Source organism: Actinacidiphila acidipaludis (assembly GCF_019890725.1).
Classification (GTDB): Bacteria; Actinomycetota; Actinomycetes; order Streptomycetales; family Streptomycetaceae; genus Actinacidiphila; species Actinacidiphila acidipaludis.
The window spans coordinates 53,989-79,597 of the sequence record NZ_JAINZZ010000032.1 but is presented as its reverse complement, the minus strand read 5'-3'; the positions used below and the strand labels follow the sequence as shown (position 1 = coordinate 79,597).

Here is a 25,609-nt window from a genome sequence, read left to right as displayed (position 1 = left end):
TGGAGGTCCAGGCGGCCCGGATGGCGGCCGGGCGCCGCACCGCGGACGATGTCGCCGCGCTGGACGCCGCGTTGGACGCGCGGACCGAGGTGGCCCCGGCGGGCGGCGCGCGGTTCGTCGACGCCGACATCGCGCTGCACGCGGCGGTGGTCGCCGCCGCCCACAACCCGGTGCTCACCGACCTGTTCGCCGAGTTCGTCCCCGCCCTGCGCGAGGGGCTGGTGGATCTGCTCGGCCTGATCGACGTCACCGCGCACGACGCCGGCCACGGCGCCGCCGCGCACGCCGGACTGGTGGAGGCGGTGAAGGCCGGTGACGCGGAGCGGGCCGCGCGCGTCCTGCAGGCCGAACTGGACAGGACGCTGGCCCAGTTGCGGGCGCGCTGAGCGCGGCCGCGGTGGACGGCCGCCCGCGCGCCGCGCGAACCGGCCCTCGCGGGCCGGGAACGGGTGAGCCGGCCACCGGGACGACCGGTGGCCGGCCCGCCGTCACGCCGCGGTGACCGGACCTGGTGGAGCGGGCCGGCGCGGTGACCGCGCCGGCCCCGAGTGACGGTCAGTCCTTCAGCAGCGTGAAGTTCTGCGTGGTGGTGGCTCCCTTCGCGATCTTCACCGTGGTCACGGTCGGCTGGTAGCCGTCCTTGGCCACGATGAGCTGCAGCGGGTTGTTCCGGACGTCCAGCCAGAGCTGGTAGGAGCCGTCCGTGCCGGTCTTGAGCGTGTAGTGCGTCGCCCAGGTGGTGATCTGCACGGTCGCCCCGGCGATCGGGGCCCCGCCGGAGGCGGTCACCGTGCCGGTGATCTTCCCCCAGGTGGCCGGCGGCTTGACGGTCAGCGCGACGCCGATCGGGTCGAGCCGGTACGGGGTGTCGCTGCCGAGGCTCAGCGAGGCGGAGTAGACGCCGGGCTGGGTGATCTCGGGCACCGAGGCGTCCAGAGTGACCGTCACGGTGGCGCTGGCGCCGGGCTGCACGGTGACCGTGCCGGTGCTCTCCGAGAGCCAGGTGACGTCGGCGGACTCGGTCTGGTCGTACCCGGGCAGCACCTCGGCCGCCTTGTTGGGCGTGGTGCCGGCCATGCCGCCCACCGAGTAGAAGCCCACGCCGCCACCGCCGCGGTACAGCGAGGCGTTGGCGTTGGGCAGCGCCGTCCAGGTGTTGTCCTCGGGCTGGTACGCCCAGGTCTGGTTGCTCAGCGCGGCGCCGGCCTGGACCGCGCCGCCCTTGACGAGCAGCACGCCGTTGGCCGCGGTGTAGGACGCGCCCCAGGCGTCGGTCGGCTGGTCCGCGATGGGCGACCAGGAGTCCGCGGCCGGGTCGTAGACGTACGCGTGGGTGATGCTGCCCGCGTCGGTGGTGCCGCCGGAGCAGTACAGCTTGCCCGCGATGCCGCCGCAGGACTCCCAGGACACCGGCTCGGGATAGGCCGCGACGCTCGCCCAGGTGTTCGTGCCCGGATCGTAGGCGGTGACGTCGGTGGTGCCGCAGGCGGTGGCGGTGCAGCCGCCGACCGCGTACAGCTTGCCGTCGAGCACCGCGCTGCCCGAACCGGCGTACGGCTTGGGCGTGCCGGCCCCGGTGGACCAGGTGCCGGACGCGATGTCGTAGATCTCCAGCTTGGCGTCCGGCGCGCCGGAGGCGCCCCAGCCGCCCGCCGCGTAGAGCTTGCCGTTGACGATGCCGTGGGCGGGTGCCTCACGGGTGTCGGCGGCGGAGGCCAGCTTGGTCCAGGCGCCGCTGTCCGCGCTGTACGCGTAGAGGTCGCTGGTGTCGCTGACGCCGGTGTAGCCGAACGCCGAGTAGACGGTGCCCTGGTAGGTGGCCACGGCGTTGTCGCCGGTACTCACCGGGAGGTCGGGAATCGTCTGCCAGGCGGTGCCGGCCGCGCCCTGCGCGGAGGCGGCTGCGTTGGTCGTGGCCCTGCCCGCCGCGGACTTGGCGCCGGCGGACGAGCCGTGCGCGGCCAGTGACAGCGGCGAGTAGGTGCCCTTGACCAGGTTGAGCGGGGCGCCCTTCTGCTGGATGACGACGCCGCCCGGGTTCTCGCCGAGGGTCAGGGTGGCCGGCGCGGTGCCGGTGTTCTTGACCGTCACCGTCTGCGTGGCGCTCTTGCCCCAGGCGACGGTGTTGGCGATGGACGCCGGGGTGACCTTCAGCCGGCCCGCCTTCAGGCTGATGTCACGCCCGGCGGTGCCGTCCGGCGGGATGTTCGCGGTCGCCGTCACGGTGGTGTAGTGCGAGGCGGCGGCGGACACCGGGTGCTTCCCGGTGACGTGTGAGAACGTCCAGTAGAAGCCGTCGCCGAGGTTCGGGTCGTCGGGGGTGGCGGCCGTCGTGGTGTGGTCGGCCGGGGAGTCGGCGCTGGTGACCGTGGCACCGTTGACGCCGGTCTTGGTGTTGGCGTCGGTGACGTTGCCGACGATCAGACCGCCGGGCACCGGGTCGTAACTGCGCTGCCCGACGAAGACGTTGTCCAGCTCCCACCAGTACGCCCAGGTGCCGGTGTAGTGGAAGCGCAGCCGGACGTCGCTCTTGCCCGCGTAGCCGGTGAGCGGGATCTGGACGTGCGCCGGACCGGTGACCGAGGTGGTGGTCCGGTGCCACAGGGTGGTCCAGGTGGTGCCGCCGTCGGCCGACACGTCCACGTCGGCGGTGGAGTTGGAGTACTCCTTGTAGTCGGTGTCGAAGCCCAGGATCGGGTCGGCGGCGCCGCTCAGGTCGTAGGACGGCGACAGCAGCCGGCTGTCCTGGTGCTGGCCCTGGCCGAGGTGATCGCTGTCGATCATGGCGAACCCGCCGCTGCCGCCGGTGCGGTTGCCGCGGCTGCCCTGGTCGTCGAAGGCCCATCCGCCACTGGTGCCGGCGGCGTTGCTCACGCTCCAGCCGGCCGGCGGACCGGTGGTGGCGGTGAACGGCTCGGTCGGGCCGCTGAGATGGACGGCGTAGCCGGGGGCCTGTGCGGCGTCGGCGTCGACCGGCACGGCGACGTTCAGCGTGCTGCCGGCCGCCCCCAACTGCACGGTCTTGTCGACCGTCTGGTAGCCGGGGTAGTTCGAGGCGACGTGCAGGGTGTAGGTGGTGTTCTGCGGCAGCGTCAGCGAGTAGGCGCCGGTGACGGGATCGGTGAAGACCGGTCCGCCGGGCACGCCGTCCGCGGTGATCTTGGCGTAGAGCGGCCAGCCGTGTCCGGAGCCGTCGGTGATCTTGCCGGAGACCGTCTGGCGCGGCACGGCGTCCAGGGCGAAGGACTCGGTGACGGTCGCGCCGTCCGCGAGGGCGACACCGTTGTCGGTCGCGCTGCCGTATCCGTAGGCGCTCGCCGTGACGTCGTAGCTGCCCGGCGGGATGTCCAGCTTGTAGGCGCCGGCGGCGTCGGAGGTGGCGGAGTAGTCACCGGCCTTGACGGTCGCGCCGGCGATGGCGGCGCCCGTGGCGTGGTCGGTGACGGTGCCGCTGATCACGCCGTGCGGCCCGCTGCGGAAGGCGGTCAGGCCGTTGGGCGTGCCGAGGCCGGTCGGGCCGTCGTAGCCGGGTCCGGCGGTGCACAGCGCGGCCGGGGTGCAGGTGCCGTTGTCGCCCGCGGTCACGTCGTTGAGCGCGGAGCGCTGCGTGTACGGGTACGCGTTCGGGTACGAGCCCGCCGTCGGGGTGCCGGCGGAGGCGTACACGGCCGCGATGATCGGCGACGACGCGCTGGTGCCGCCGTACACCGCCCAGCCGCCACCGCCGTAGGTCTGGTAGACCGAGACGCCGGTCACCGGGTCGGCGACGGCCGAGACGTCGGTCAGCGCCCGCTTGCCGCAGATCGTGTCGGTCTGGAAGGCCGGCTTCGGCTCGTACAGCGAGCAGCCCGAACCGGGGCCGCCGTAGGCGTTGTTCCACACCGACTCGCTCCAGCCGCGGCTGGTGCCGGCGGCGCGGGTCAGCGCGGTGCCGCCGACGGAGGTGACGTACTGCGAGGCGGCCGGGTAGCTGACGCCGTAGCCGTCGTCGCCGGAGGAGGCGACCACGGCGACGCCCGGGTGGTTGTAATACGGGTCCATGGCGGTGAGTTCGGAGGGGTCCTCACCGCTGCCGGGCGTGCTGTCGTACCCCGTGCCGTAGGAGTTGGACACGTACTTCGCGCCCAGCGCCACGGCCTCGTCCACCGCCGCGCCGAGGTCCGCGAAGTTCGCCGAGTCCGCCTCGACCAGCAGGATGTGGGCGTTGGGCGCGATCGCCGACACCATGTCGACGTCGAGGGAGATCTCACCGGACCAGTCGGGGTCGGGCGTGGGGTAGTCGGTGCCGCCGCGCTGGCTGACCTTGCTGAAGCAGCCGTTGGCGGTGGTGCACGCCGGAAGCCCGAACTGCTGCCGGTAGACAGCCAGGTCGGCCTCGGCGTTCGGGTCGTCGTACGCGTCGACGATGGCGACGGTCTCGCCAGCGCCGCCGTCCGCGGGCAGGGCGTACGCGCTCTGCAGATCGCCGGGGCCGAATCCGTCGGGGGTGGTGGCCAGCGGCTGCACCCCCTTGCGCGCCGCCACGTCGGTGCGGCGCAGCGCGAAGCAGGAGAACGCGCCGGGCTTGGGGTCGGCGCACTGCCGGACGACGTCGGGCCGGTCGGGCCGGTCGGCGGGCGCGGCGTGCGCCACGACGGCCATGGGCAGTTGGAGGGCGATCACAGCGAGGGCGGCCGCGGTGGCGGCGCGCCGTCTGAGCGAGGGTATGCGCAAGGTGGGTCTCCCTTGGGCCATGGATGCGCGGTCCAGTCGAACCGCTGGCGTATACCTGTGCACCACAAGCACCTTGGGAATCCCGAACGCCTTGTCGGAAAGGTGACACCTTCCCGACCGCCCGTCACGTCGGCATCCCGCCACCGGGGGCGCCGGCGGGCAGCGCGGGAGTGCCGGGACGGGCCCCGGCGGCGGGCTCCTGGCCGTCGAGCCAGCCGTGCCGGGCCGCGTGCCACACGAGCTGGATGCGGTTGTCGACGCCCGCGGCGCGCTCCATCGCCGAGATGTGCCGCTGCACGGTGCGGACCGCCACCCCCAGCGCCCGGGCCATCGCGGCGTCCGTGCTGCCGCCGACGAGCATGCCGAGGATCCGCAGCCGCAGCGGGCTGTGCGCGGTACCCAGCGGCACCCCCGCCGCCCACACCGCCTCGAAGAGCGTGACCAGCGCGTCCAGCAGACCGCTCGGCCGCACCACCAGCAGCAGCGGGTCGCAGAGCGGCCCGTCGGCGGCCAGCGGGAGCAGGGCCTGCGACCGGTCGGCGATGGACAGCCGCACGGGCAGCCGGTCGGCGACCCGCAGGTGCGTCGCGCCGAGGACGGCGCCCGCGTCCAGCCCGTCGCGCTCGACGACCACCCGGCTGCGCACCCCGCGCCGGATCGGGGGCCCGCCGTCCCCCGCCGGGCCGTCGCCCGGGGCGCGGGCGAAGACCAGCATCTCCTCGCGCACCGCGGCGTGCAGGTCCTCGACCTGTCGGCGGACGGCGGACGCGCCCTCGACGACCTGGACGATCTCGTCGGCCCTGCGGCCCTCGTGGACGCGCTGGTACTCCAGGCCGAGCCGGTCGAGGAGTTCCCGGCCGCGGCGTAACTGCTCCTGCGCGCGCGACAGCAGGGGAAGGAACTCCGACTGCGGCGGCAGCGGGTACCACCGGCCGTCGTCACCCCGGCGTACCAGTCCGCGCAGCGCCAGCTCGCCGCACGCGGCCTCGGCGCGTTCCGCCGGCACCCCCATGGTCCGGGCCAGTTCCGCCGCGGCAACCCCCCGCGTGGCGATGAGCAGCGGATAGGCCCGGTCCGCGTCGGCGCTCAACCCCAGTGCCTCAAACGGACGTTCGGTCATGATCGGGGACTGTAGTCGTCAAGTCCCGGTCAAGACGGGGAAATACGGCAGCCAACCGGCGGCCGCGGCGGGGAGTCCCGTCGCGGCCGCCGGTTCGCGGGGCCGTCACCTGCTGCTCAGGCGCGTTCCTCCGCCAGGGCGGCGAGTTCCCGGTCGACCGCCTGCTGGTGCAGTTCGGCGTCCTCGCGCGCCCGCTTCGGGCTCCACCGCCCCGTCATCAGGAAGACGAACGGCAGGAACAGCACCTGGCCGCCGACGCAGATCCACCACCAGGTGCGCCACTGGCCGGGGCCGTCGTGTGCGGCCTTCTGCACCTTGGTCCCGTACTTCTTCAGGACGTCGAGCTGCGGCTGGGCCTTCTGCACGGTGGCCAGGTCCGCGGCGCCGACCTCCTGAACCGCCCGCGCGGCGACGTCCGGCGGCACCTTGCCGGCGGGGTACTTGCCGAGTTCGGCGAAGGTCTGCGGGTGGGCGCCGACGATCGCGAGCGCGGGGGCCGCCTGCTGCTGGGCGGCGGTGACCTGGGCTCCGTGGTCGACGAGCGGCGTCACCGAGGTGACGAGCACCGGGATGAACGCGGCGGAGACCGCCACGACGGCCCGGATCGTCCACCCCCACACCGCCAGACCGGTGGCGGTGGCCGCCGGGTTGTGCTTCTCGACGGTCTCGGTGAAACTCGCCATCCAGGGCGCGTAGGCCACGCCGCTGAAGACGCCGATGGCCACGAACAGCCAGGCGAACGTGTAGTAGTCGGTGGCCGGATGGGTGGCGCGGGTGGCGAAGATCGCCGTGGCGACGATGGAGCCGACCGCGCCGACGATCATGAAGGGTTTGCGGACCCTGATCCGGTCGGAGAGCAGGCCGACCGCCACCAGGGCGACGGCGTTGGCGGCCCAGTACCAGTTGGCGACGGCGTTGGCGCGCTGCTCGGAGTAGCCGTAGGTGGTGGCGAAGAAGACCACGAAGTTGCCGACGGCGGCGAAGTACAGCAGCAGGTAGATCGAGATGGCCAGGGCCGAGCCGGTCACGTCGAGCCGGAGCATCTGCCGCCACTCGCCGCGCCGGGCCTGGGCCGGGTCGATGCCCTTGGCGCGGGCCTCGACCAGTGCCCGGTCGCGCAGCGTCACCATGATCTGGTCGCGCAGCGCGGGCGAGAGTTCGCGCAGGCCGACGAGGGCGAACACGAAGACGATGAACCCGGCGACCGCGGAGTACCGCAGTTCGTCCTGCCAGCTGGCGGTGTCCAGCGTGTTGCTGGTGACGGTGGTGACGACCAGGCTGCCGACGACCGGTCCCATGGTCCAGGCGCCCATCGCGGTGGCCCGGCCCAACTGCGGTGAGAAGTCGCGGATCAGCGCGGGTGTCGCCACCAGCACCACGCCCTCGATGAAGCTGACGAGCGCGAAGAGCACCAGGTAGGTGGTCTTGCTCCCGGCGTTGGGCAGTCCGAAGAAGACCAGCAGCGAGGCGATCAGCAGGCCGTAGACCACCATGTTGGCGCGGCCCCACCGGTCGGCGAGCCCGGCGGCCAGCGAGGCGAAGGCCCCCACCGCGTTGCCGATCACCGAGACCCACACGAAGTACCGGTAGGTCATGCCGAAGTGGGTGATGATCGACGTCGCGACCGCGTACTGGATGTAGAGCATGTAGTACAGCACGACGGTGGTGATCACCACGATCGCCAGATACGCCATCCGGCGGCCGGTGGCCGGATACCCGGCCAGGTCCCGGCGCAGCAGCCGGGAGAGTGCGGAAGGTGCGCCGGCGGCCGGGGTCGCGGGCCCCGATCTGCCGTCGTCGAACGACGTGGGAGTGGCAGACATACGGCTCCTCCAAGAGGTGCTGGACAACCGGGTGCGTGGCCTCGGAGCAGCCACTGCGCGTACGGCGGGGTCCGAGTTGGCCAGAGGGTAGTACCGACCGGTCGGTATGCCTAGGGGGTGCGCACACACCGATGCCGGCGGACCCTGAGTCGGGGTCCGCCGGCATCGGCCTGGTGGTGGTTCAGGTGCGGGAAGGAGCCGTGGTGCGGGTGGAACGGGTGCGACCGGTCAGGAGGCGGTGCAGCTCAGCGCGGGAACGGTGAACGTCCCGGAGGCCGTCCCCTGGAACCCGAAGCTGGTCGAACCCGCCGCGGCGACCGCGCCGTTGTAGCTCAGGTTGGTCGCGGTGACCGACGCGCCGCTCTGCTGGACGGTCGCGCTCCAGGCGCTGGTCTCCTGCTGGCCGCCCGGCCAGGTCCAGGCGACCTTCCAGCCGTTGATCGCCGCGCTGCCCGCGGTGACGGTGACCGTCGCGGTGAAGCCGTTGTTCCACTGGTTGTCGATGTGCAGGCTCGCCGTGCAGCCGCTGCCGCCGGTACCGCCCGTGGTCCCCGAGGACGTCCCGGAGCTGGTCCCGGCGGAGGTGCCGCTGCTGGTCCCGGACGAGGTCCCGCTGCTGGTGCCCGACGAGGTGCCCGAGGTCGTACCGCTGGAGGTGCCGCTCGACGTGCCCGAGCTGGCGCCGGACGACGTGCCGCCCGTCGAGCCGGTGCCGCCGAAGCCGGGAGCCTTGATGGACGCCAGGTAGCCGTCCTTGACGGTGTCCACCGTCTGCCAGTCGTCCTTGAGGATGCCGCCGGTGTCACCGGAGTCCGGGTTCCACGACCAGAAGGTCCAGCTGAAGCTGTCCCCGCCGTTGCCCGCGGTCGGCAGCAGGTAGCCGACCAGGGCCTTGAGCCACTGCTGGTCGGTGGTGGACTGCAGCGTGGTGCCGAACTCGCCGACCCACACCGGGGCGATGTTCTGCTTGAACAGGTAGCCCCAGTACTTGTCCCAGATCCCGGGCATGTTCGCCGGGAACGACGGGTCGGTGAACCAGGTCTGCTGGGCGACGCTGGTGGCGTAGTCGTGGGCCGAGTACACGACCCGGTTGGCCACGTTGAGCTGCACCGGGTACTGGCCGGCGCCCATCAGGTTGCCGCCCCACCAGCCGGAGGTCCCGTTGAAGGTCTGGATGCCCTCGACGAAGATCAGCAGATCGGGGTTGACGCCGAGGACCGCGTTGCCCGCGCGCTCTGCGGCCAGCCGCCAGTCGATCGAGGTGTCGCCGCAGCCCCAGCAGGCCGGGTCGTGCGGCTCGTTGTGCAGGTCGATGCCGACCACGGCGGTGTTGCCCTGGTAGCGGGTGGCGAGCGCCTTGAGGTCGGTGATCCACGTCGACTCGGGGACCGAGCTGGTGTACCAGAGCGCGGACTGCCCGCTGGAGTCGGGACGGTGCCGGTCCAGGATCACCCGCAGCCCGATCGAGCCCGCGTAGTCGACGATCTTGTCCATGACCTGGAGGGACGTCAGCCCCTGGAGGTCCTGGTTCATGTTGTAGAAGGTGATGCTGTTGGGCGTCGTGCCCGGCTTGAAGATGTCGTCGCTGTACGGCAGCCGGATGGTGTTGTACCCGAGCGACTTCATCTGGTCCATCATCGACTTGTAGTCGCGCGACCAGAGGCCGTGGGGCGTGTAGTTGGCGGTCTCGAAACCGAACCAGTTGACGCCGGCGATGCGCACCGGCTGGTTGTTCGCGTCCAGGATCTGCCGCCCGCTGGTGTGCCAGTAGCCGGTGCCCGCGGCGGGGGCGGCCGCGGTGGGGGTGACCGCCGCGGAGGCGCGGGACTGCCCGGCCAGCGCGAGGGCGGCGAGCAGCACCGCCGCGAAGGCGGCCGCCAGGACCACCCGCAGCCGGTGCGTACTTCTCGGTGGGCTCAACGGGCCCGTCATGGGGACCACGGCGCGATTCCTCTCAGTGGGGGGCGGAACGCTTCAGGTCGTGGTGGGCGTGTGCGTCGGGGAGCGAGTGGGAGCGCTCCCAAGGCACCATATGGAAGCGACGGCACGCAAGGGACGTCAAGGGGGTTCACCGCGTACAAGAAGTGAAGGAACGTCACGCGGGGTCGAGTTGGCCGTGGGTTAGGCTTGCCTAAGTACGATCAGGGAGGCATGGACGATGGCGGAACGACCGCAGCGCAGGACCCCGCAGCCCAAGCACGCCCGGGTGGTGCGCAGTGAGCGGCTGACGCCGCACATGATCCGGGTGGTGCTGGCCGTGGATCCGGCGGCCGCGCTGGACATCGGCGCGTACACCGACCACTACGTGAAGCTGGTGTACGCCCCCGAGGGCGTGGTGTACCCCGAACCGCTCGACCTGGAGGCCGTGCGCGGTTCGCTGCCGCGTGAGCAGTGGCCGCGGACCAGGACCTACACGGTGCGGGCCTGGGACCCGGACACCCGCGAGATGACGCTGGACTTCGTCCACCACGGCGACGAGGGCCTGGCGGGCCCGTGGGCGGCGCGGGTGCGGCCGGGCGACGGCCTGTGGTTCATGGGCCCGGGCGGCAGCTACGCCCCCGACCCGGAGGCCGGCTGGCATCTGCTCGCCGGCGACGAGAGCGCGCTGCCCGCGGTGGCCGCGGCGGTCGAGCAGCTGCCGCCCGGGGCGGCCGCCAAGGTGTTCGTCGAGGTGTCGGGCCCCGAGGAGGAGCAGAAACTTCCGACGGCGGGGGACACCGAGGTGGTCTGGCTGCACCGCGGGGCGCGGCCGGTGGGCGAGGCCCTGGTCGAGGCGGTGACCTCCCTGGACTTCCCCTCGGACGACGTGCACGTCTTCGTCCACGGCGAGGCCGGCTTCGTCAAGGAGCTCCGCCGCCACCTGCGCCTGGACCGCGGCGTCCCCCGCGAGCGGATGTCCGTCTCCGGCTACTGGCGCCGCGGCAGCGACGAGGACGGCTGGCAGGCGTCGAAGCGGGAGTGGAACGCCCAGGTCGAGGCGGAGCAGGAAGCCCGGCCGTGAAGGGCACGGGCTGAGGCCCGAGCCCTCAAAGAAGCGCCGGTTGCCCCCGGCTCGGGGCCGGGGGCAACCGGGGGCGCTCAGACCGACTTCTGGTAGGAGCGGAAGGTACGCGTGGAGAGCCAGACGGCGGCGGCCGCCAGGGCCAGCAGCGCGCCGCCGCGGCTGAGCACGTCACCCCAGTCCGGGTCCGCGGACATCGCCGAACGCCCGGCGACCAGCGCCCAGTTGACCGGGTTGAAGTCGGCGACGTGCCGCATCCACGACGGCATCAGGCCGGGCGCCATGAACGCCGAGGACAGGAAGGTCAGCGGCAGCAGCAGGAAGGTGTTGATGCCGATGATGCTCTCCCGCTGCCTGACCAGCATGCCCAGCGCGTTGGAGAACGCGCCGAACACCGTGCCCAGCACGATCGAGGCCAGGACGAGGATGAGCAGGCCGGCCACCCCGCCGGGGTAGTCCGCGCCGCCGATCTTGCCGAGCAGCACGATCACCACGGACTGGATCCCGGTACTGATCCCCTGCTGCACCACGTTGGCGTTCATCAGCGCCGCCCGGCTCACCGGCGTGGTGAGGAAGCGGTTGAGCGTGCCGCGTTCGATCTCCTCCAACGTGCCCATGCCCGCCCACATGTTGGACGACACCGCGCTCATCACGACGACCCCGGGCACGAGGTAGTCCAGGTAGGAGCCGGCGCCGAACCCCGGCAGCTCGACCACCCTCCGGAACAGCGAGCCGAAGAGGAACAGCCAGATCACCGGCTGGATGAGGGTGATCACGAGATAGGCCGGCTGCCGCAGGATGGCGGTGAGCTGACGCTGGGTCATGAACCAGGTCTGGTTGATCGTCGTGCTCATCGGGCGGCTCCTGACGTGTTCGCGGGGACGGGGGCCGGGACGGCCGCCTCGGGTGCGGCGTCCGCGTCGGCGAACCGGCGCCCCGCGTACCGCAGATAGACGTCGTCCAGGGAGGGGCGGGCGACGGTGACCGAGGCCACCGCGACGCCCTGCTGCTCCAGGGCCGTGAGCACGTGCGGGACGGCGGCCGGGCCGTCGTCGGCGCGGGCACTCAACCGCCGCCCGTCCAGGGCCACTTCGCGGACCCCCGCGAACTCGGCGAGCGCGGTGCGGATCAGCGTGCCGTCGACGGCGTCCGGCGCCTCGCGCAGCTCGACGTGCACCGCGTCGCCGTGCAGTTCGCCCTTGAGCTCGTCGGGAGTGCCCTCGGCCACCACCCGGCCCCGGTCGACGATCGCGATCCGCTCGGCGAGGCGGTCGGCCTCCTCCAGGTAGTGCGTGGTGAGCAGGATGGTCAGGCCCTCGTCGCCCGCGAGCCGGCCGATCTCCTCCCACATGGCGGTGCGCGCCTCCGGGTCGAGTCCGGTGGTCGGCTCGTCCAGGAACAGCACCTCGGGGCGGTGCATCAGCCCGAGGGCGACGTCCAGCCGCCGCTGCATGCCGCCGGAGTACGTCCGGACCTGCCGCTTGCCGGCCTCCGCGAGGTCGAACCGGGCCAGCAGTTCGTCGGCGCGGCGGTTCAGGTCCGCGCCGCGCACCCCGTAGAGCCGGCCCTGCAGCAGCAGGTTCTCGCGTCCGGTGGCGACCGGGTCCGCGCCCGACCGCTGGGCCACCACGCCGATGGCGCGGCGGACCCGGTCCGGGTGGCGCAGGGCGTCGTGACCGGCGACGACGGCGGTGCCGGAGTCGGGACGGGCGAGGGTGGTGAGGATCTTGACGGTGGTGGACTTGCCGGCGCCGTTGGGGCCGAGCAGGCCGAAGACGGTGCCGGCGGCAACGGTGACGCCCATGCCGTCCAGGGCCCGGACGTCGCCGGGATAGGTCTTCATCAGGTCGCGCGCCTGTACGGCGGGCGGTGAGGTGGTCATGTCCGGTTCCTCCGCTGAGGGATGTGCCGGGTCGGCCGGAGCGGCCTGCGGGAGGAGCCGGGATATCGTGGGTGTGCCGCACCTCGATCGCCCGACGCCCGCCACCCGTGGGTGTCCCGGTCGCTGGTTGGTGACCCGGCGTCCGCTGTTGCCGCAGCGGGCGCCGGTGCTGTGCCGTGTGTTCTGTGTGTGCTGTCTGCTGTGCGTCCGGGTCAGTGCCGGTCAGTGCCGGTCAGTGCCGGTCGCCCTGGTGCCGGTGTTCTCCTCCGTCCGTGCCGCCCCCCGCCTCCGCCACGGCCTTGTCCATCTGCTCGCGCAGGATCTCGGCCGCGTCGACGTCCCGGAACTCCTCCTCCAGCTGCGCCCACTGCTCGGGCACCTCACCGGTCTCGTGCCAGGTGCGCCACTCGGCGACGCCCGGCAGGGTGCCCTCGGAGAGCTCCCGGAGGAACCCGCGCACCCAGACCGCCTCGGCGTCGATCATGTGGAGCTGGTACTCGGTCTCGATGAGGAACATCCGCGGAAGTTCGGCGTCCAGGCGCCGCAGGACGCCGCGCAGCGCGGCTGCGTGGACCTCCAGCGCCCGGGCGCGCTCGTCGAGCAGTTCGGCGACCTCGTCCGGGTGCAGTGCCCCGATGAGCGAGAGCGCGGCCTCGAAGGCCGGGTACTCGCGCGCCGGGACGGCCACCAGGTCGGCGAGCCAGTCGTGCATCTCGACCCGGCCGGACTCGGTGAGGCCGTAGAGCGTGCGCTCGGGCCGGTTGCCCTGCCGCTGGACGCCCGCGACCTCCACGAAACCGTGCTTCTCCAGGTTCTGGACCACGGTGTAGAGCGAGCCGTAGTTGATCTTGATGCTGTGTTCCTTGCCGCGCTGGCGCAGCAGCCGGGCGATCTCGTACGGGTGCATCGGGCGCTCGTTGAGGAACACCATCACGGCCAGAGCCAGGGGGTTGCTGAGCTTGCGCCGCTTGGCCACCGCTGTGCCTCCTCGTATGACGCTCGATATCGCTCGCTACCGTATATCCGTAGCCGAACATATCGCGTTTACCAGGCCACGGCAACCACGATGTATCGCGATTCTGCCCGGGCGGGAGCGGCACGCACCCGGCGGTCGCCGTAACGCGCCCGGCCACCGCTCCCCCGCCGGATTCGGTCAGGACTGAATCCATTCCGGCGACCGGCCGGCACCGGAAGCATGGCGGACACGGGCTCCTTGCCGCGTTCCGGAGACGCCTTCGGCACGGGGGACGGCGGGGCGCCCGGTCAGCCAGCGTTCCCGGACGACGAAAGCGGTCCCGCCATGCCCGAGTCCCAGCCCCCCGCGCCCCAGCCCTCCGCCCCGACCGCCGACAAGGCCCGCCTGCTGCGGAAGCTGGGCGACGCGGGGGTGCTCGTGCTGCCGAACGCGTGGGACGCCGGCAGCGCGGCGGTGATCGCGGCGGCCGGCGCGGCCGCGGTCGCCACGACCAGCGGCGGCGTGTCGTGGTCGTCGGGACGCGGCGACGGCCAGCAGTTGACGCGGGACGAGATGGTCGCGGCGGCCCGGCGGGTGGTGGCCGCCGTGTCCGTGCCGGTGACGGTGGACGCCGAGGGCGGTTACGGCCCCGCGCCCGAGGACGTGGCCGCCACCGTACGGGCGCTGGTGGCGGCCGGCGCCGCCGGCGTCAACCTGGAGGACTCCCACGCGCCGGGCGGTCCGCTGTACGGCGTCGCCGAGCAGGCGGCCCGGCTGCGCGCGGCCCGCGAGGCGGCGGCCGCCGCCGGTCTGCCGGACCTGGTCGTCAACGCCCGTACCGACGTCTTCCTGTTCGGCATCGGCGCCCCCGAGAGGCGGCTGGACGCGGTGCTCGAACGGGCCTTGGCCTACGCGGCCGCCGGCGCGGACGGCCTCTTCGTCCCCGGCCTGCTCGACCTCGGCGTGCTGCGGACGCTGTGCGCCGCCTCGCCGCTGCCGGTGAACGCGATGGCGGGTCCGGGCGGGCCCTCGGTGGCCGAGCTGGCCGCCGCCGGGGTGCGGCGCGTCAGCGTGGGAACCGCCCTGGCGCAGTCCGCGTACACCGCGGCCCATCGCGCCGCGACGGAGATGCTGCGGGAGGGCACGTTCGCCGCGCTGGACGGTGCCCTGGACTTCGGCACCCTCAACTCGCTGCTCTCCGTCTGACAACGGGAACGGCCGAGCGGCCCGCCCATGACGGCGGGCCGCTCGGCCGTTCCCCTAGCTCGATGACTCACCGGGCCGGCGCCGCTCCCCCGCTCACCCGACGGAGGAGTACGCCACCACGCCCCGCAGCAGGCCGTCCACGGCCTTGCGGGCGTTGCGCCGCACCGGGCTCCCCTCGGGCGCCGCGTTGCCGATCTGGCCGAGGACGTCGATGAGTTGCTTGCACCACCGCACGAAGTCGCCCGCGGGCATGTCGGCGTCGGTGAGCACGGCGTCGAGCGAGTGGCCGGAGGCCCACCGGTGGGCGGGCCAGGCGAAGCCGAGGTCGGGCTCGCGCTGGCCGACGCCCTCCGTCTGGTTGATCCGGTGGTCCTCCTCCAGGGCGTCGAGGCGGCCCCAGATGCGCACCATCTCCCCCAGCGCCTCGCGGGCGTTGCCGGACGGCAGCCGCGGGACGACCGCGTCGTCGGACTGCCGGGACTCGTAGACCAGCGCGGAGGCGCAGGCGGCGAGTTCCGCCGGGCCGAGGCCGTCCCACACGCCCTCGCGCAGGCACTCGCTGGCGAGCAGGTCGAGTTCGCCGTAGAGCCGGGCCAGCCGCCGGCCCTCCGGGGTGACCTCGTCGCCCTCCAGGTAGCCGAGCTCGCTGAGCACCGCGCACACCCGGTCGAAGGTGCGCGCGATGGTGTTGGTGCGGCCCTCGATGCGGTGTTCCAGGCCCTTGGTGTCGCGGCGCAGCCGCTGGTACCGCTCGGCCCACCGGGCGTGGTCCTCGCGGTCGTCGCAGCCGTGGCAGGGGTGGGCGCGGATCGCGGTGCGCAGCCGGGCGATCTCGGTGTCGTCGGCCGCGGCGGACCGCTGCTTGCGGTGCCGGGCCGGTGCCGACCATCCGGCGGTGCCGGCCTTGGAGCGCATCGCCGAGGCCAGGTCGCGCCGGGACTGCGGGCTGCGCGGGTTGAACGACTTGGGGATCCGCATCCGGTCGAGCGCCTCGACCGGCACCGGGAAGTCGATCTGCGCGAGCCGCTTGACCTGGCGTTCCGCGGTCAGCACCAGCGGCCGGGGACCGTCGTGGAACTCGCCGCCGCGCGGGTGGTGCCCGCCGGTCGCCCGGCCGGGGATGCCCGGTTCCAGGACCAGCGCGAGGCCGGCGTACTTGCCGGCCGGGACGTGGATGATGTCGCCCGGCTTGAGCTTCTCCAGCGACTCCGCGGCGGCCGCGCGGCGCTGGTTGGCGCCCTGACGCGACAGCTCGGCCTCACGCTCCTTCAGCTCCCGCCGCAGGCCCATGTACGCGTCGAAGTCGCCGAGGTGGCAGGTCATCGACTCCTTGTAGCCGCGCAGCCCTTCCTCGTTGCGCTGCACCTGCTTGGAGATGCCGACCACCGAGCGGTCGGCCTGGAACTGCGCGAAGGAGGTCTCCAGCAGTTCGCGCGAGCGGTGCCGCCCGAACTGGCCGACCAGGTTGACCGCCATGTTGTACGACGGCTTGAAGGAGGACCGCAGCGGATAGGTGCGGGTACCGGCCAGGCCGGCGACGGCGACCGGGTCGAACGCCCGCTGCCACAGCACCACCGCGTGGCCCTCGACGTCGATGCCGCGGCGGCCGGCGCGCCCGGTGAGCTGGGTGTACTCGCCGGGGGTGATGTCGGCGTGCGTCTCGCCGTTCCACTTCACCAGCTTCTCCAGCACCACCGACCGGGCGGGCATGTTGATGCCCAGCGCCAGCGTCTCGGTGGCGAAGACCGCCTTGACCAGGCCCTTGACGAACAGCTCCTCGACGATCTCCTTGAACGTCGGCAGCATGCCCGCGTGGTGGGCGGCGATCCCGCGCTCCAGGCCCTCCAGGAACTCGAAGTAGCCCAGGACGTGCAGGTCCTCGTCCGGGATGGCGCGCGTGCGCTCCTCGACCAGGGCCCGCACCTTGGCGCGGGCCTCGTCGTTGTTGAGCCGGAGCCCGGCGTAGAGGCACTGCTGGACCGCCGCCTCGCAGCCGGCCCGGCTGAAGATGAAGGTGATCGCGGGGAGCAGGCCCTCGCTGTCGAGGCGGTCGATGACCTCGGCGCGGCTGGGCGTCCAGACCCGGCTGCGGGACCGCCGCTCGCGCTCGCGGTCCGCCTCCCGGCCGCGGCGTCCGCGGCCGGTGAAGGGGCGCTGGTTCTCGATCCGGGCGAGCCGTTCGAGGTCGGTGTTGACCTCGCGCCGGCCCTGGCCCCCGCCGGAGCCCGCCTTCTCCTCGAAGAGGTCGTACATCCGCCGCCCGGCCAGGACGTGCTGCCACAGCGGCACGGGCCGGTGCTCGGAGACGATCACCCGGGTGTCGCCGCGGACGGTGTCCAGCCAGTCGCCGAACTCCTCGGCGTTGGACACGGTCGCGGAGAGCGACACCAGGGTGACGGACTGCGGGAGGTGGATGATCACCTCCTCCCACACGGCGCCGCGGAAGCGGTCGGACAGGTAGTGCACCTCGTCCATGACCACGTAGGCCAGGCCGTCCAGCGCCGGGGAGCCCGCGTACAGCATGTTCCGCAGGACCTCGGTCGTCATGACGATCACGGGCGCGTCGCCGTTGACACTGTTGTCCCCGGTGAGCAGGCCGACCTTGTCGGCCCCGTACCGCTTGGCGAGGTCGTTGTACTTCTGGTTCGACAGGGCCTTGATGGGCGTGGTGTAGAAGCACTTCCGCCCCTCGGCCAGGGCCAGGTGGACGGCGAACTCGCCCACGATGGTCTTGCCGGAGCCGGTGGGCGCGGCGACCAGGACGCCGCTGCCGGCCTCCAGCGCCTTGCACGCCTCTATCTGGAAGGGGTCGAGGCCGAACTCGTACAGCTCGCGGAACTGGGCGAGTGCGGTGGCGTTCTCTGCGGCGCGACGACGGCTGGCGGCGAAGCGCTCGGCGGGCGACATCTCATCGGTCATCTCGCCCACGAGCCTACCGGGCGGCACCGACACGGCGCGTGATCTTATCTGCTCAGCTCAGCAGGCGGACGGCTCCGGGGACGGTCTCGGCGCTGATCGGGAGGGCTCCGACCCGCTCTCCGTCGGCGTAGGCGGTGATCCCCTCGGCGGCCAGCCGCACCCGCGCCGCGCGGTGCACGGTGACGACCGGATGGCTCGGATGGGTGCCGCGGTAGACCCGCGGAAAGACCCTCAGCAGGGTGCTGCGGCTGCACGGGCCGACCACGCACACGTCGAAAAGGCCGTCGTCCATCAGCGCGTCGGCGCATATCCGCATGCCGCCGCCGTACGAGGAGCCGTTGCCGACCGCGATCAGGGTGGCCTCGATCTCCCGCTCGGGCGCGTCGTCGAACTGCACGGTGTAGCGGATCGGGCGCAGCGCCGCCAGCTCGGCGAGCATCGCCAGGTCGTACTTGAACCGGCCGGTGGGCCAGCTCATCCGGTTGCCGCGGTCGTTGACCCGGGAGTCGAAGCCGGAGGCCATGACGGTGCCGAACCAGCGGTCCCCGATCCGGCCGAGGTCCAGCGTGCGGGTCCGGCCGGCGGTCAGCGCTGCGGCGATGGCGGCGCCGGCCGCGGCAGGGTCGCGCACCGGCAGGCCGTTGACCCGGGCGAAGTCGTTGCCGGTGCCGGCGGCGACCACGCCGAGCGGCGTACCGGTGCCGGCGACCGCCTGGAGGGCCAGCGACACCATGCCGTCCCCGCCGACGGCGACCAGGGCGTCGGTGCCGCCCTCGACGGCCTTCCTGGCACGGTCGAGGGCGTCCGCGGCGTCCTGGCCGACGACGGTCCGCACGCGGTGCCCGGCGTCACGCAGGGCCCCGGCGGCCGGCCCGGCGGCCTGCGCGCCCCGGCCGCGGCCCGCGCCGGGATTGACGAAGAGGGTGATCTCGCTGGTCACGGGCGGACCCTACCCCGGATCGGGGCCGCCGAGGAGATCCGTCAGGTGGCGTTCAGGTGGCGTCGTCGAAGCCGTCGTCGGCTCGGCGGGTGCCGGTGCCCTCGCCGTCCTCGTCGTCGTAGGGCTGGGACTGGATCTGCTCGGGGATGTGGTCGAGGCTGGAGGCCTCGTCCGGGTCGAGCCCGAAGTCCGGGTCGGCGGCGCGGCGGCGGGCCCTGCGGGAGTCGTTGAAGAAGCAGATGCCCAGCGCCAGGAAGTACAGGAAGACGATCGGCGCGGCGAGCAGGCACATCGTCAGCGGGTCGCCGGTGGGGGTGGCGACGGCGGCGAAGACGGTGATGCCGATGACCATGCCGCGCCACCAGCCGAGCATGCGGCGGCCGCTGACGACCCCGGTGAAGTTGAGCAGCACCAGCGCCAGCGGCAGCTCGAAGGCGAGACCGAAGACCACGACCATGCGGACCACCAGGTCCAGGAAGTCGTCCAGGGCCAGCAGGTTGGTGGTGTCGTTCGGCACGAAGCCGATCATGATCCGGGCGGTCTGCGGCAGGATTTCGTAGGCCAGCGCCGCGCCGGCCAGGAACAGCGGCACACCGGCGCCGACGAAGCCCAGCGTGTAGCGCTTCTCGTTGCGGTGCAGACCGGGCGCGAGGAACGCCCAGAGCTGGTACAGCCAGACGGGCGACGACGCGACGATGCCGGCCATCAGCGAGACCTTGAGGGCGATGGAGAAACCACCGAGCAGGCCGTTGACGGTCATCTGGGCGCAGGGCGCGCTGTCGTGCTGGTGCGTGGCGCCGTTGACACAGCGCACGTTGCCGGGGATCCGGTGCTGCAGCAGCTCGATGATGTGCTTGTAGAAGAACGCCGCCACGATCGTGACGACGATGATCGCCAGCACCGACTTGAACAGCCGGTTGCGCAGTTCACGCAGGTGGTCGGCGAGGGGCATCCGCCCCTCGGGGTCCTTGTCCTGCTTGCGGGCAGTCTTGAGCACCCACGTCCTCGTCTCGTGCGGCAGCCGTCAGCGCGTGTCGGCTTCGTCCTTCACCTGGGGACCGGGCGCTCGGCGGCCCGGTCCCGGCGGTCGGGCCGGGCTCAGCCCTGCGTCGTGCGGTCCGGCTCGGAGACCGGGCGGGCGCTGGCGGTGTCGCCGGGGGCGGACTGGATGGTCCGCTGCGCGGAGCCGTTCTGCGCCGTGCCGGCGCCGCCGTCCGCGGAGTTCGCGCCGTCGTTCTTCATCGCCTTGGCCTCGCTCTTGAGGATGCGGGCCGACTTGCCGAGGGACCGGGCCACGTCGGGCAGCTTCTTGGCGCCGAAGAGCACGACGATCACGAGAAGGATGAGGACGATCTCGAGGGGCTTGAGATTGCCGAGCATAAAAGGTCTACCTTCTCACCGGGGCGGCGTGTCCTTGCGACTGCTGGTGGCGCCTACCGGACACCTGTCCGGTACATCCTGCGCCGGCTGCGATCGTAGCGTGCGCCGGTGAACTGCCGGAAAGCTCCCGGAGTACGCCGGTGGCGGCCCCCGCCGCGCTCGAAGCGGGCCGCTCGCTCAGGGTACCCTCCCGCGCGCTCGGCAGGGCAGGGCTCAGGGCCGGAAGATCTCTCCGGCCTGCACGCCCACCCGCCCGGCGGCCTGGTGCAGCCGCTCGGTCGCCGCGGTCAGCGCCTGCGTGCTCCGGGCCACCTGACCGGCCAGTTCCTCCACGGCCAGGTAGACGCGGACGGCCAGGACCCCCAGTACCAGGAGTCCCGCGGTCGAGAGGCCGACAACGGCGAAGAGCCACCACATGGGGCGGCAGCCTACCGGTCGCCCGGGGCCGCACCGTGCAGCCGCATGGTCCGGACGCCGCCGCCGGTGAGCAGTTCGACGATCCGCTCGCCGGCCGGTTTGCGGACCGCCTCACCGCACTCGGGACAGGTGAAGGTGTAGAAGGTGGTGCGGGCCGAGGCCCCGATGGCCAGCCGCAGGGCGCCGGCGGCCAGTTCGAAGTTCTCCCGGCAGTGCGGGCAGGCGGCGCGGAACACCACCGGGCCGGCGGCGGGCGGCGGGCAGGCGGCGGGCGCCGTCATGACGTTCCCTCACTCCCCGTAGGCGGCGAGGGCCTGGACCGCCGCGTCGCGGGCCTCGGCCGCCAGGGCCGCGGGCGCCACGATCCGGCCGTCGCGGCCCAGCCGCAGCGCGAGCCGGCGCAGCGAGCCCGGGTCCGGGGTGCGCAGGGTGATCCGCAGGCCGCCGTCGGCCAGCTCCTCGGCGCTGTCGTGCGGGTAGTACTCGGCCACCCAGCGCCCGCCGGGCCCGACCTCGATGACCACCTCGGGGTCGTCGCCGGCCGGCTGGACCAGGCCCTGCGACAGGTCGCGCGGCTCGATCCGCGGCGGGTCCGACGGCTCGTCGAGCAGGCGGATCTCCGCGACCCGGTCGAGCCGGAAGGTCCTGCGGTCCTCGGAGAGCCGGCACCAGCCCTCGACGTAGGTGTGCCCGACGGCGAACAGCCGGATCGGGTCGACCTCGCGTTCGGTGAGGGTGTCGCGGGCCGGCGAGTAGTAGCGCATCCACAGCCGGCGGCGCTCGGTGATCGCCCGGTCCACGGTGGCGAAGACGCTGCCCTCGGACTCGAAGGTGACCGAGAGGTGCGCGCTGGCTCCCGCGGCCTCGCCGGCGGCGGCCTCCAGCTTGGTGCCCGCACGCTGCAGCGCCTGCCGGTCGCTGTCCCGCAGGCCGGGCAGGTTGGCGACCGCACGGGCGGCCACCAGCAGCGCGGTGGCCTCGTCGGCGGCCAGCCGCAGCGGCTGGGCGACGTCGTCGGCGGTCCCGGGGTTGTGCCACCAGATCCGCTCGCCGTCGGTGTCGATGTCGAGCAGGTCGCCGCCGCGGAAGCTGGTGCCGCACAGCGGCAGCACGTTCAGGTCGCCGATCAGCTCGGCCTCGGTGACGCCGAACGCCCTGGCCACCTCGCTGACCCGGGCGCCGGGCCGCTCGCGCAGATAGGTCACCAGTGACAGCATCCGCCGTGTCTGGTCGATCGCGTTGCTCATCGTGCCGTCCCCCTCTCCCGTCAGCCCTTGGCCACGGCGCGCAGCCGGTCCACGACCTCGGCCCGCAGCTCCTCGGGCGCCAGGACCACGACGTCCGGGCCGAACTCCGCCAGCCAGGCGTCCAGTCCGTGGCCGTAGGGGACCTCCAGCTCGTCCCAGTCCGCGTCCACCGGGGTGGTGGCGACCGCGCGGGCCCGCAGCGGGTAGCCGCTGTCCCGGCGCAGCCGGATGCGGGCGGTCACCGCGGTGGCTCCCTCACCGGCCCAGCGGGCGACCGCCTCGCGGACGTCGACGTGGTCCGGGACCTCGGCGGCCGCCGCGCCGCGGGCGCGCACCTTTCCGCTGATCCGGGAGAGCCGGAAGACCCGCACGTCGGCGCGGTCGCGGTCGTACCCGGCGAGGTACCAGTGGCCGCGCCAGCACTCCAGGGCCCACGGCTCGACCAGTCGCGGCTCGGGCCGCACGGCGTTCGCCTTGCGGTAGTCGAAGGCCACCGCCTTGCGTTCGCGGGTGGCTACCATCAGCGCCTCGAAGGCGGGCTCGGGGGCGGGGATGCGCGGTTCCAGGGCGCTGCTGACGTCCTCGTAGGGCACGCCGGCCGCGCGCAGCTTCTGCAGGGCGCCGCTGGCCGCCTCGGCCAGCCGGGCCTGCTGCCAGACCTTGGCGGCCAGGCTGAGCGCGGCGGCCTCCTCCGGGTCGAGCGCGATGTCCGGGAGGCGGTTGCGGTCGCTGCGGGCGAGGTAGCCGAACTCGCCGTCGAGGCTCTCCACGGTGTCGATGACCAGGCCGAGCTCGCGCAGGTCGTCCTTGTCCCGCTCGAACATCCGGTTGAACGCGTCGTCGGACGTGACCTCGTGGTACGCCTCGATGGAGGCCCGCAGCTCGCGTTTGCTGACCGGGCGCCGGGTGTTCATCAGGCACAGGGCCAGGTTCATCAGCCGCTCGGCCTTGGCGATCGCCATCCCGCACCCTTCTTCCGCCCTCGCTCGCAGACCGTACCGCTACCGGCGCCGCTGCCAAAACCCGAGGGCCCCCGCCGTCCGGCGGGGGCCCTCGGGACGCGTCGCGCCTCGCCTGCGGACGGTCGTCGTCCGGCCATCGCCGTCAGATAATCGCCGTCAGACGATCGCCGTCAGACGGTCAGACGGAGACCAGGTCGCAGACGAAGATCAGCGTCTCGCCGGGCTTGATGGCGTTTCCGGCGCCGCGGTCGCCGTAGGCGAGGTGGGCGGGGATGGTCAGCTGGCGGCGGCCGCCGACCTTCATGCCCTGCACGCCCTGGTCCCAGCCGGCGATGACCTGGCCGACACCGAGCTGGAAGCGGAGCGGCGCGCCGCGGTTCCAGCTCGCGTCGAACTCCTCGCCGGTGGAGAAGGCCACGCCCACGTAGTGGACGGCCACGGTGTCCCCGGCCTTCGCGACCGGGCCGTCGCCCTCCCAGATGTCCTTGATCTCCAGCTCGGCCGGCGGCTCGCCGCCCGGGAAGTCGACCTCGGGCTTGTCGATGCTCACGTACATGCTCCTTGTGCTGGTGCGGGCAACCCGCACAGTCTTACAGAACCGCCAGGATGTCCAAGGTGAAGACCAGCGTGGAGTTGGCCGGGATGCCGCCCTGGGCCTGGCTGCCGTAGGCCAGATCGGGCGGCGTCACCAGCATCACGCGGCTGCCGACCTTCTTGCCGGCCAGGCCCTGCTGCCAGCCCTTGATGAGCTGCGCCAGCGGGAAGGCGGCGAGCTGGCCGTTCTTGTAGGTGGAGTCGAACTCCTTGCCGCCGTCCCACAGCACGCCCTTGTACTGCAGCAGCAGGGTGTCGGTGGCCTTGACCGCGGCGCCGTCGCCCTCCAGCACGTAGGCGGAGACGAGCTTGGTGGGCGGCTTGACGCCCTTGGGCACGGTGACCGAGGGGGCGCTGCCGTCGGTGTTGACGCCGACCTTGGGGAGGTTGGCGTCGTTCTGCGGGACGGCCTTGCCGTTGGCGGAGCTCTTGATGTTGAAGCGGTTCAGGATGTCCACCACGAACACCAGGGTGTCGGTGCCCTTGATGCCCGCCTGGGCGTTGCCCGAGCTGCCGTAGCCGAGGGACGGCGGGATGGCCAGCTCCACCCGGCTGTGCACCTTCTGGCCGACCAGGCCCTGGTCCCAGCCCGGGATGACCTTCCCCTCGCCGATCACGTTGGTGTACGGGCCGCGGCCGAAGGAGGTGTCGAAGACCTTGGCGGTGTCCCAGATCTGGCCGAGGTAGTTCACCTGGACGTAGTCGCCGGCCGCGATCGCCGGGCCGTCGCCCTGGATGACCGTCTTGACGGCAAGATCCTTCGAAGGAGTGACGGTGCCCTTGGCCACGGTGGGCTTCTCGTTGAACTTCGTGCCCGCGGTGATGGCCGGGACGGGCCCGCTGACGATCGTCGGCTTGGGCGTCGCGGAGGACGTGGGCGTGGCGCCGGACGGCGAGGGGGACGACGCCGAGTCGCTCTTCTTGTCACTGCTGCCGCAGCCTGCGGCGGTCAGCATGAGCGCGGGCACGGCGAGCAGTACGGAGCGTCGGCGCACGGTGTTCCTCAGGGGTTCGTCGGGTGTGGGGCTGGCGGGTCGGGAGTGCCGCCCCACACCCTACGGTGTGCCGTACGCCGCCCCGGTCACATCCCGGCGATCAGCTTCTCCACGCGGTCGTCCACCGAGCGGAACGGGTCCTTGCACAGAACGGTGCGCTGTGCCTGGTCGTTGAGCTTGAGGTGCACCCAGTCGACGGTGAAGTCACGCCGCTGCTCCTGGGCCCGCCGGATGAAGTCCCCGCGCAGCCGCGCCCTGGTGGTCTGCGGCGGCACGGACTTGGCCTCGAAGATCTTCAGGTCGCTGCAGATCCGCTTGGCCTGGCCCTTGCGCTCCAGCAGGTAGTACAGCCCGCGGCGGCGGTGGATGTCGTGGTAGGCGAGGTCGATCTGGGCGACCCGCGGGTGGGACATGGTGATGTTGTCCCGGTTGCGGTAGCGCTCGATGAGCTGGTACTTCATCACCCAGTCGATCTCGGTGCCGATCTTGTCCAGGTCGCCGCTGCCGATGGCCTCGAGGCTGCGGCCCCACAGCTCCAGCACCTGGTCGATGACGCCGCTGCGGATGCCGCGGCGCTCACAGAACTCCACCGCCTTGGTGTAGTACTCCTCCTGGATCTCCAGGGCGGAGGCCTCACGGCCCGAGGCCAGCCGGACCTTGCGGCGGCCGGTGATGTCGTGGCTGACCTCGCGGATGGCCCGGATCGGGTTCTCCAGCGTGAGGTCGCGCATGACGGTGCCGGCCTCGATCATCCGCAGCACCAGGTCGGTCGCGCCGACCTTGAGCAGCATGGTGGTCTCGGACATGTTGGAGTCGCCGACGATCACGTGCAGCCGGCGGTAGCGCTCGGCGTCGGCGTGCGGCTCGTCGCGGGTGTTGATGATCGGCCTGGACCGGGTGGTGGCGGAGCTGACGCCCTCCCAGATGTGCTCGGCGCGCTGGCTCACGCAGTAGACGGCGCCGCGGGGGGTCTGCAGGACCTTGCCCGCGCCGCACAGCAGTTGCCGGGTGACGAGGAACGGAATGAGGATGTCGGCCAGCCGGGAGAATTCACCGTGCCGGGCCACGAGGTAATTCTCGTGGCATCCGTACGAGTTGCCCGCGGAGTCGGTGTTGTTCTTGAACAGGTAGACGTCGCCGGCGATGCCTTCTTCGTGGAGCCGCCGTTCGGCGTCCACCAGAAGGCCTTCGAGGATGCGTTCCCCGGCCTTGTCGTGCGTGACGAGTTCGGTGACGTTGTCGCACTCGGGAGTGGCGTACTCCGGGTGCGAGCCCACGTCGAGGTAGAGGCGGGCCCCATTGCGCAGGAAGACGTTGCTGCTGCGGCCCCATGACACGACACGGCGGAAGAGGTACCGCGCCACCTCGTCAGGGGACAGACGCCGCTGTCCCCTGAACGTGCATGTGACGCCGTACTCGTTCTCCAGCCCGAAAATGCGGCGGTCCATGTCTGAA

The 25,609-nt window shown here is 72.4% G+C and carries 21 protein-coding genes; 3 read left to right on the top strand and 18 right to left on the bottom strand.

The window, feature by feature from the left end; translation table 11 throughout:
- Window positions 1-386, top strand: a 386-nt coding sequence (locus tag K7862_RS23260) for an FCD domain-containing protein (RefSeq protein ID WP_222965644.1), incomplete at its 5' end; no start/stop codon positions are given.
- Window positions 387-555: 169 nt separating this feature from the next.
- Here K7862_RS23260 and K7862_RS23255 read toward each other — a convergent pair.
- The 4 genes from K7862_RS23255 to K7862_RS23240 all read right to left on the bottom strand — a co-directional run bounded on the left by K7862_RS23255 (window position 556) and on the right by K7862_RS23240 (window position 9,588).
- On the bottom strand, window positions 556-4,641 hold the full coding sequence (locus K7862_RS23255) for a carboxypeptidase regulatory-like domain-containing protein (RefSeq protein WP_222965654.1): 4,086 nt from the start codon (window positions 4,639-4,641) through the stop codon (window positions 556-558).
- 196 nt (window positions 4,642-4,837) lie between these two features.
- Window positions 4,838-5,833 (bottom strand): hypothetical protein, encoded by a 996-nt coding sequence (locus tag K7862_RS23250; protein WP_222965642.1) that lies wholly within the window; start codon window positions 5,831-5,833, stop codon window positions 4,838-4,840.
- A gap of 116 nt (window positions 5,834-5,949) precedes the next feature.
- On the bottom strand, window positions 5,950-7,656 hold the full coding sequence (locus K7862_RS23245) for an MFS transporter (RefSeq protein WP_222965640.1): 1,707 nt from the start codon (window positions 7,654-7,656) through the stop codon (window positions 5,950-5,952).
- Between the two features lie 228 nt (window positions 7,657-7,884).
- Window positions 7,885-9,588 (bottom strand): cellulase family glycosylhydrolase, encoded by a 1,704-nt coding sequence (locus K7862_RS23240; protein ID WP_222965652.1) that lies wholly within the window; start codon window positions 9,586-9,588, stop codon window positions 7,885-7,887.
- Window positions 9,589-9,814: 226 nt separating this feature from the next.
- Here K7862_RS23240 and K7862_RS23235 point away from each other — a divergent pair, with 226 nt between their 5' ends.
- Window positions 9,815-10,657, top strand: a complete 843-nt coding sequence (locus tag K7862_RS23235; RefSeq protein ID WP_222965638.1) for a siderophore-interacting protein — start codon at window positions 9,815-9,817, stop codon at window positions 10,655-10,657.
- 77 nt (window positions 10,658-10,734) lie between these two features.
- Here the strand turns inward: K7862_RS23235 and K7862_RS23230 are convergent, their stop codons facing one another.
- The 3 genes from K7862_RS23230 to K7862_RS23220 form a co-directional block, all read right to left on the bottom strand.
- Entirely contained in the window at window positions 10,735-11,511 is a 777-nt protein-coding gene (locus tag K7862_RS23230) for an ABC transporter permease (protein ID WP_222965636.1), read from the bottom strand.
- Window positions 11,508-12,539 carry an ATP-binding cassette domain-containing protein gene (locus K7862_RS23225; protein WP_222965634.1) on the bottom strand — a complete coding sequence of 344 codons (1,032 nt, stop codon included), beginning with the start codon at window positions 12,537-12,539 and terminating at the stop codon, window positions 11,508-11,510. Before K7862_RS23225 ends, K7862_RS23230 begins: the two co-directional genes overlap by 4 nt.
- Before the next feature lie 232 nt (window positions 12,540-12,771).
- On the bottom strand, window positions 12,772-13,470 hold the full coding sequence (locus tag K7862_RS23220; protein ID WP_222965650.1) for a PadR family transcriptional regulator: 699 nt from the start codon (window positions 13,468-13,470) through the stop codon (window positions 12,772-12,774).
- A 369-nt stretch (window positions 13,471-13,839) separates the two neighbouring features.
- On the opposite strand from K7862_RS23220, the gene K7862_RS23215 reads away from it, so the two are divergent.
- Window positions 13,840-14,700 (top strand): isocitrate lyase/phosphoenolpyruvate mutase family protein, encoded by an 861-nt coding sequence (locus tag K7862_RS23215; protein WP_222965632.1) that lies wholly within the window; start codon window positions 13,840-13,842, stop codon window positions 14,698-14,700.
- Window positions 14,701-14,793: 93 nt separating this feature from the next.
- On the opposite strand, the gene K7862_RS23210 is transcribed toward K7862_RS23215, so the two are convergent.
- From K7862_RS23210 to pafA, 11 genes are all read right to left on the bottom strand, one after another.
- Entirely contained in the window at window positions 14,794-17,619 is a 2,826-nt protein-coding gene (locus tag K7862_RS23210; RefSeq protein ID WP_222965630.1) for a DEAD/DEAH box helicase, read from the bottom strand.
- A gap of 52 nt (window positions 17,620-17,671) precedes the next feature.
- On the bottom strand, window positions 17,672-18,559 hold the full coding sequence (locus K7862_RS23205; RefSeq protein ID WP_222965628.1) for a diacylglycerol kinase: 888 nt from the start codon (window positions 18,557-18,559) through the stop codon (window positions 17,672-17,674).
- Window positions 18,560-18,611: 52 nt separating this feature from the next.
- A complete protein-coding gene (gene tatC, locus K7862_RS23200; protein WP_222965626.1) occupies window positions 18,612-19,556 on the bottom strand; it encodes a twin-arginine translocase subunit TatC in 945 nt (314 codons plus the stop codon).
- Window positions 19,557-19,657: 101 nt separating this feature from the next.
- A complete protein-coding gene (gene tatA / locus K7862_RS23195) occupies window positions 19,658-19,939 on the bottom strand; it encodes a Sec-independent protein translocase subunit TatA (RefSeq protein ID WP_222965624.1) in 282 nt (93 codons plus the stop codon).
- Window positions 19,940-20,152: 213 nt separating this feature from the next.
- Window positions 20,153-20,356, bottom strand: coding sequence for a hypothetical protein (locus K7862_RS23190; RefSeq protein ID WP_222965622.1), 204 nt, complete (start codon window positions 20,354-20,356; stop codon window positions 20,153-20,155).
- An 11-nt stretch (window positions 20,357-20,367) separates the two neighbouring features.
- Window positions 20,368-20,637, bottom strand: coding sequence for a phage terminase large subunit family protein (locus tag K7862_RS23185; RefSeq protein WP_222965620.1), 270 nt, complete (start codon window positions 20,635-20,637; stop codon window positions 20,368-20,370).
- 9 nt (window positions 20,638-20,646) lie between these two features.
- Window positions 20,647-21,603, bottom strand: coding sequence for a helix-turn-helix transcriptional regulator (locus K7862_RS23180; RefSeq protein ID WP_222965619.1), 957 nt, complete (start codon window positions 21,601-21,603; stop codon window positions 20,647-20,649).
- 20 nt (window positions 21,604-21,623) lie between these two features.
- On the bottom strand, window positions 21,624-22,565 hold the full coding sequence (locus tag K7862_RS23175; protein ID WP_222965617.1) for a helix-turn-helix transcriptional regulator: 942 nt from the start codon (window positions 22,563-22,565) through the stop codon (window positions 21,624-21,626).
- A gap of 178 nt (window positions 22,566-22,743) precedes the next feature.
- Window positions 22,744-23,115 carry an FKBP-type peptidyl-prolyl cis-trans isomerase gene (locus K7862_RS23170; RefSeq protein WP_222965615.1) on the bottom strand — a complete coding sequence of 124 codons (372 nt, stop codon included), beginning with the start codon at window positions 23,113-23,115 and terminating at the stop codon, window positions 22,744-22,746.
- A 40-nt stretch (window positions 23,116-23,155) separates the two neighbouring features.
- A complete protein-coding gene (locus tag K7862_RS23165) occupies window positions 23,156-24,154 on the bottom strand; it encodes an FKBP-type peptidyl-prolyl cis-trans isomerase (protein ID WP_222965613.1) in 999 nt (332 codons plus the stop codon).
- Window positions 24,155-24,240: 86 nt separating this feature from the next.
- A complete protein-coding gene (gene pafA, locus K7862_RS23160; RefSeq protein ID WP_222965611.1) occupies window positions 24,241-25,602 on the bottom strand; it encodes a Pup--protein ligase in 1,362 nt (453 codons plus the stop codon).
- Between the last annotated feature and the right edge of the window lie 7 nt (window positions 25,603-25,609).

Bases quoted from the DNA above. Each gene is read 5' to 3' on its own strand.
- K7862_RS23235 (WP_222965638.1), top strand. From the start codon at position 9,815: ATGGCGGAACGACCGCAGCGCAGGACCCCGCAGCCCAAGCACGCCCGG.
- K7862_RS23240 (WP_222965652.1), bottom strand. From the start codon at position 9,588: ATGACGGGCCCGTTGAGCCCACCGAGAAGTACGCACCGGCTGCGGGTG.
- K7862_RS23255 (WP_222965654.1), bottom strand. From the start codon at position 4,641: ATGGCCGTCGTGGCGCACGCCGCGCCCGCCGACCGGCCCGACCGGCCC.
- K7862_RS23185 (WP_222965620.1), bottom strand. From the start codon at position 20,637: ATGACGGCGCCCGCCGCCTGCCCGCCGCCCGCCGCCGGCCCGGTGGTG.
- K7862_RS23190 (WP_222965622.1), bottom strand. From the start codon at position 20,356: ATGTGGTGGCTCTTCGCCGTTGTCGGCCTCTCGACCGCGGGACTCCTG.
- K7862_RS23225 (WP_222965634.1), bottom strand. From the start codon at position 12,539: ATGACCACCTCACCGCCCGCCGTACAGGCGCGCGACCTGATGAAGACC.
- K7862_RS23220 (WP_222965650.1), bottom strand. From the start codon at position 13,470: ATGGTGTTCCTCAACGAGCGCCCGATGCACCCGTACGAGATCGCCCGG.
- K7862_RS23180 (WP_222965619.1), bottom strand. From the start codon at position 21,603: ATGAGCAACGCGATCGACCAGACACGGCGGATGCTGTCACTGGTGACC.
- pafA (WP_222965611.1), bottom strand. From the start codon at position 25,602: ATGGACCGCCGCATTTTCGGGCTGGAGAACGAGTACGGCGTCACATGC.
- K7862_RS23245 (WP_222965640.1), bottom strand. From the start codon at position 7,656: ATGTCTGCCACTCCCACGTCGTTCGACGACGGCAGATCGGGGCCCGCG.
- tatA (WP_222965624.1), bottom strand. From the start codon at position 19,939: ATGCTCGGCAATCTCAAGCCCCTCGAGATCGTCCTCATCCTTCTCGTG.
- K7862_RS23215 (WP_222965632.1), top strand. From the start codon at position 13,840: ATGCCCGAGTCCCAGCCCCCCGCGCCCCAGCCCTCCGCCCCGACCGCC.
- K7862_RS23175 (WP_222965617.1), bottom strand. From the start codon at position 22,565: ATGGCGATCGCCAAGGCCGAGCGGCTGATGAACCTGGCCCTGTGCCTG.
- K7862_RS23250 (WP_222965642.1), bottom strand. From the start codon at position 5,833: ATGACCGAACGTCCGTTTGAGGCACTGGGGTTGAGCGCCGACGCGGAC.
- K7862_RS23230 (WP_222965636.1), bottom strand. From the start codon at position 11,511: ATGAGCACGACGATCAACCAGACCTGGTTCATGACCCAGCGTCAGCTC.
- K7862_RS23210 (WP_222965630.1), bottom strand. From the start codon at position 17,619: ATGACCGATGAGATGTCGCCCGCCGAGCGCTTCGCCGCCAGCCGTCGT.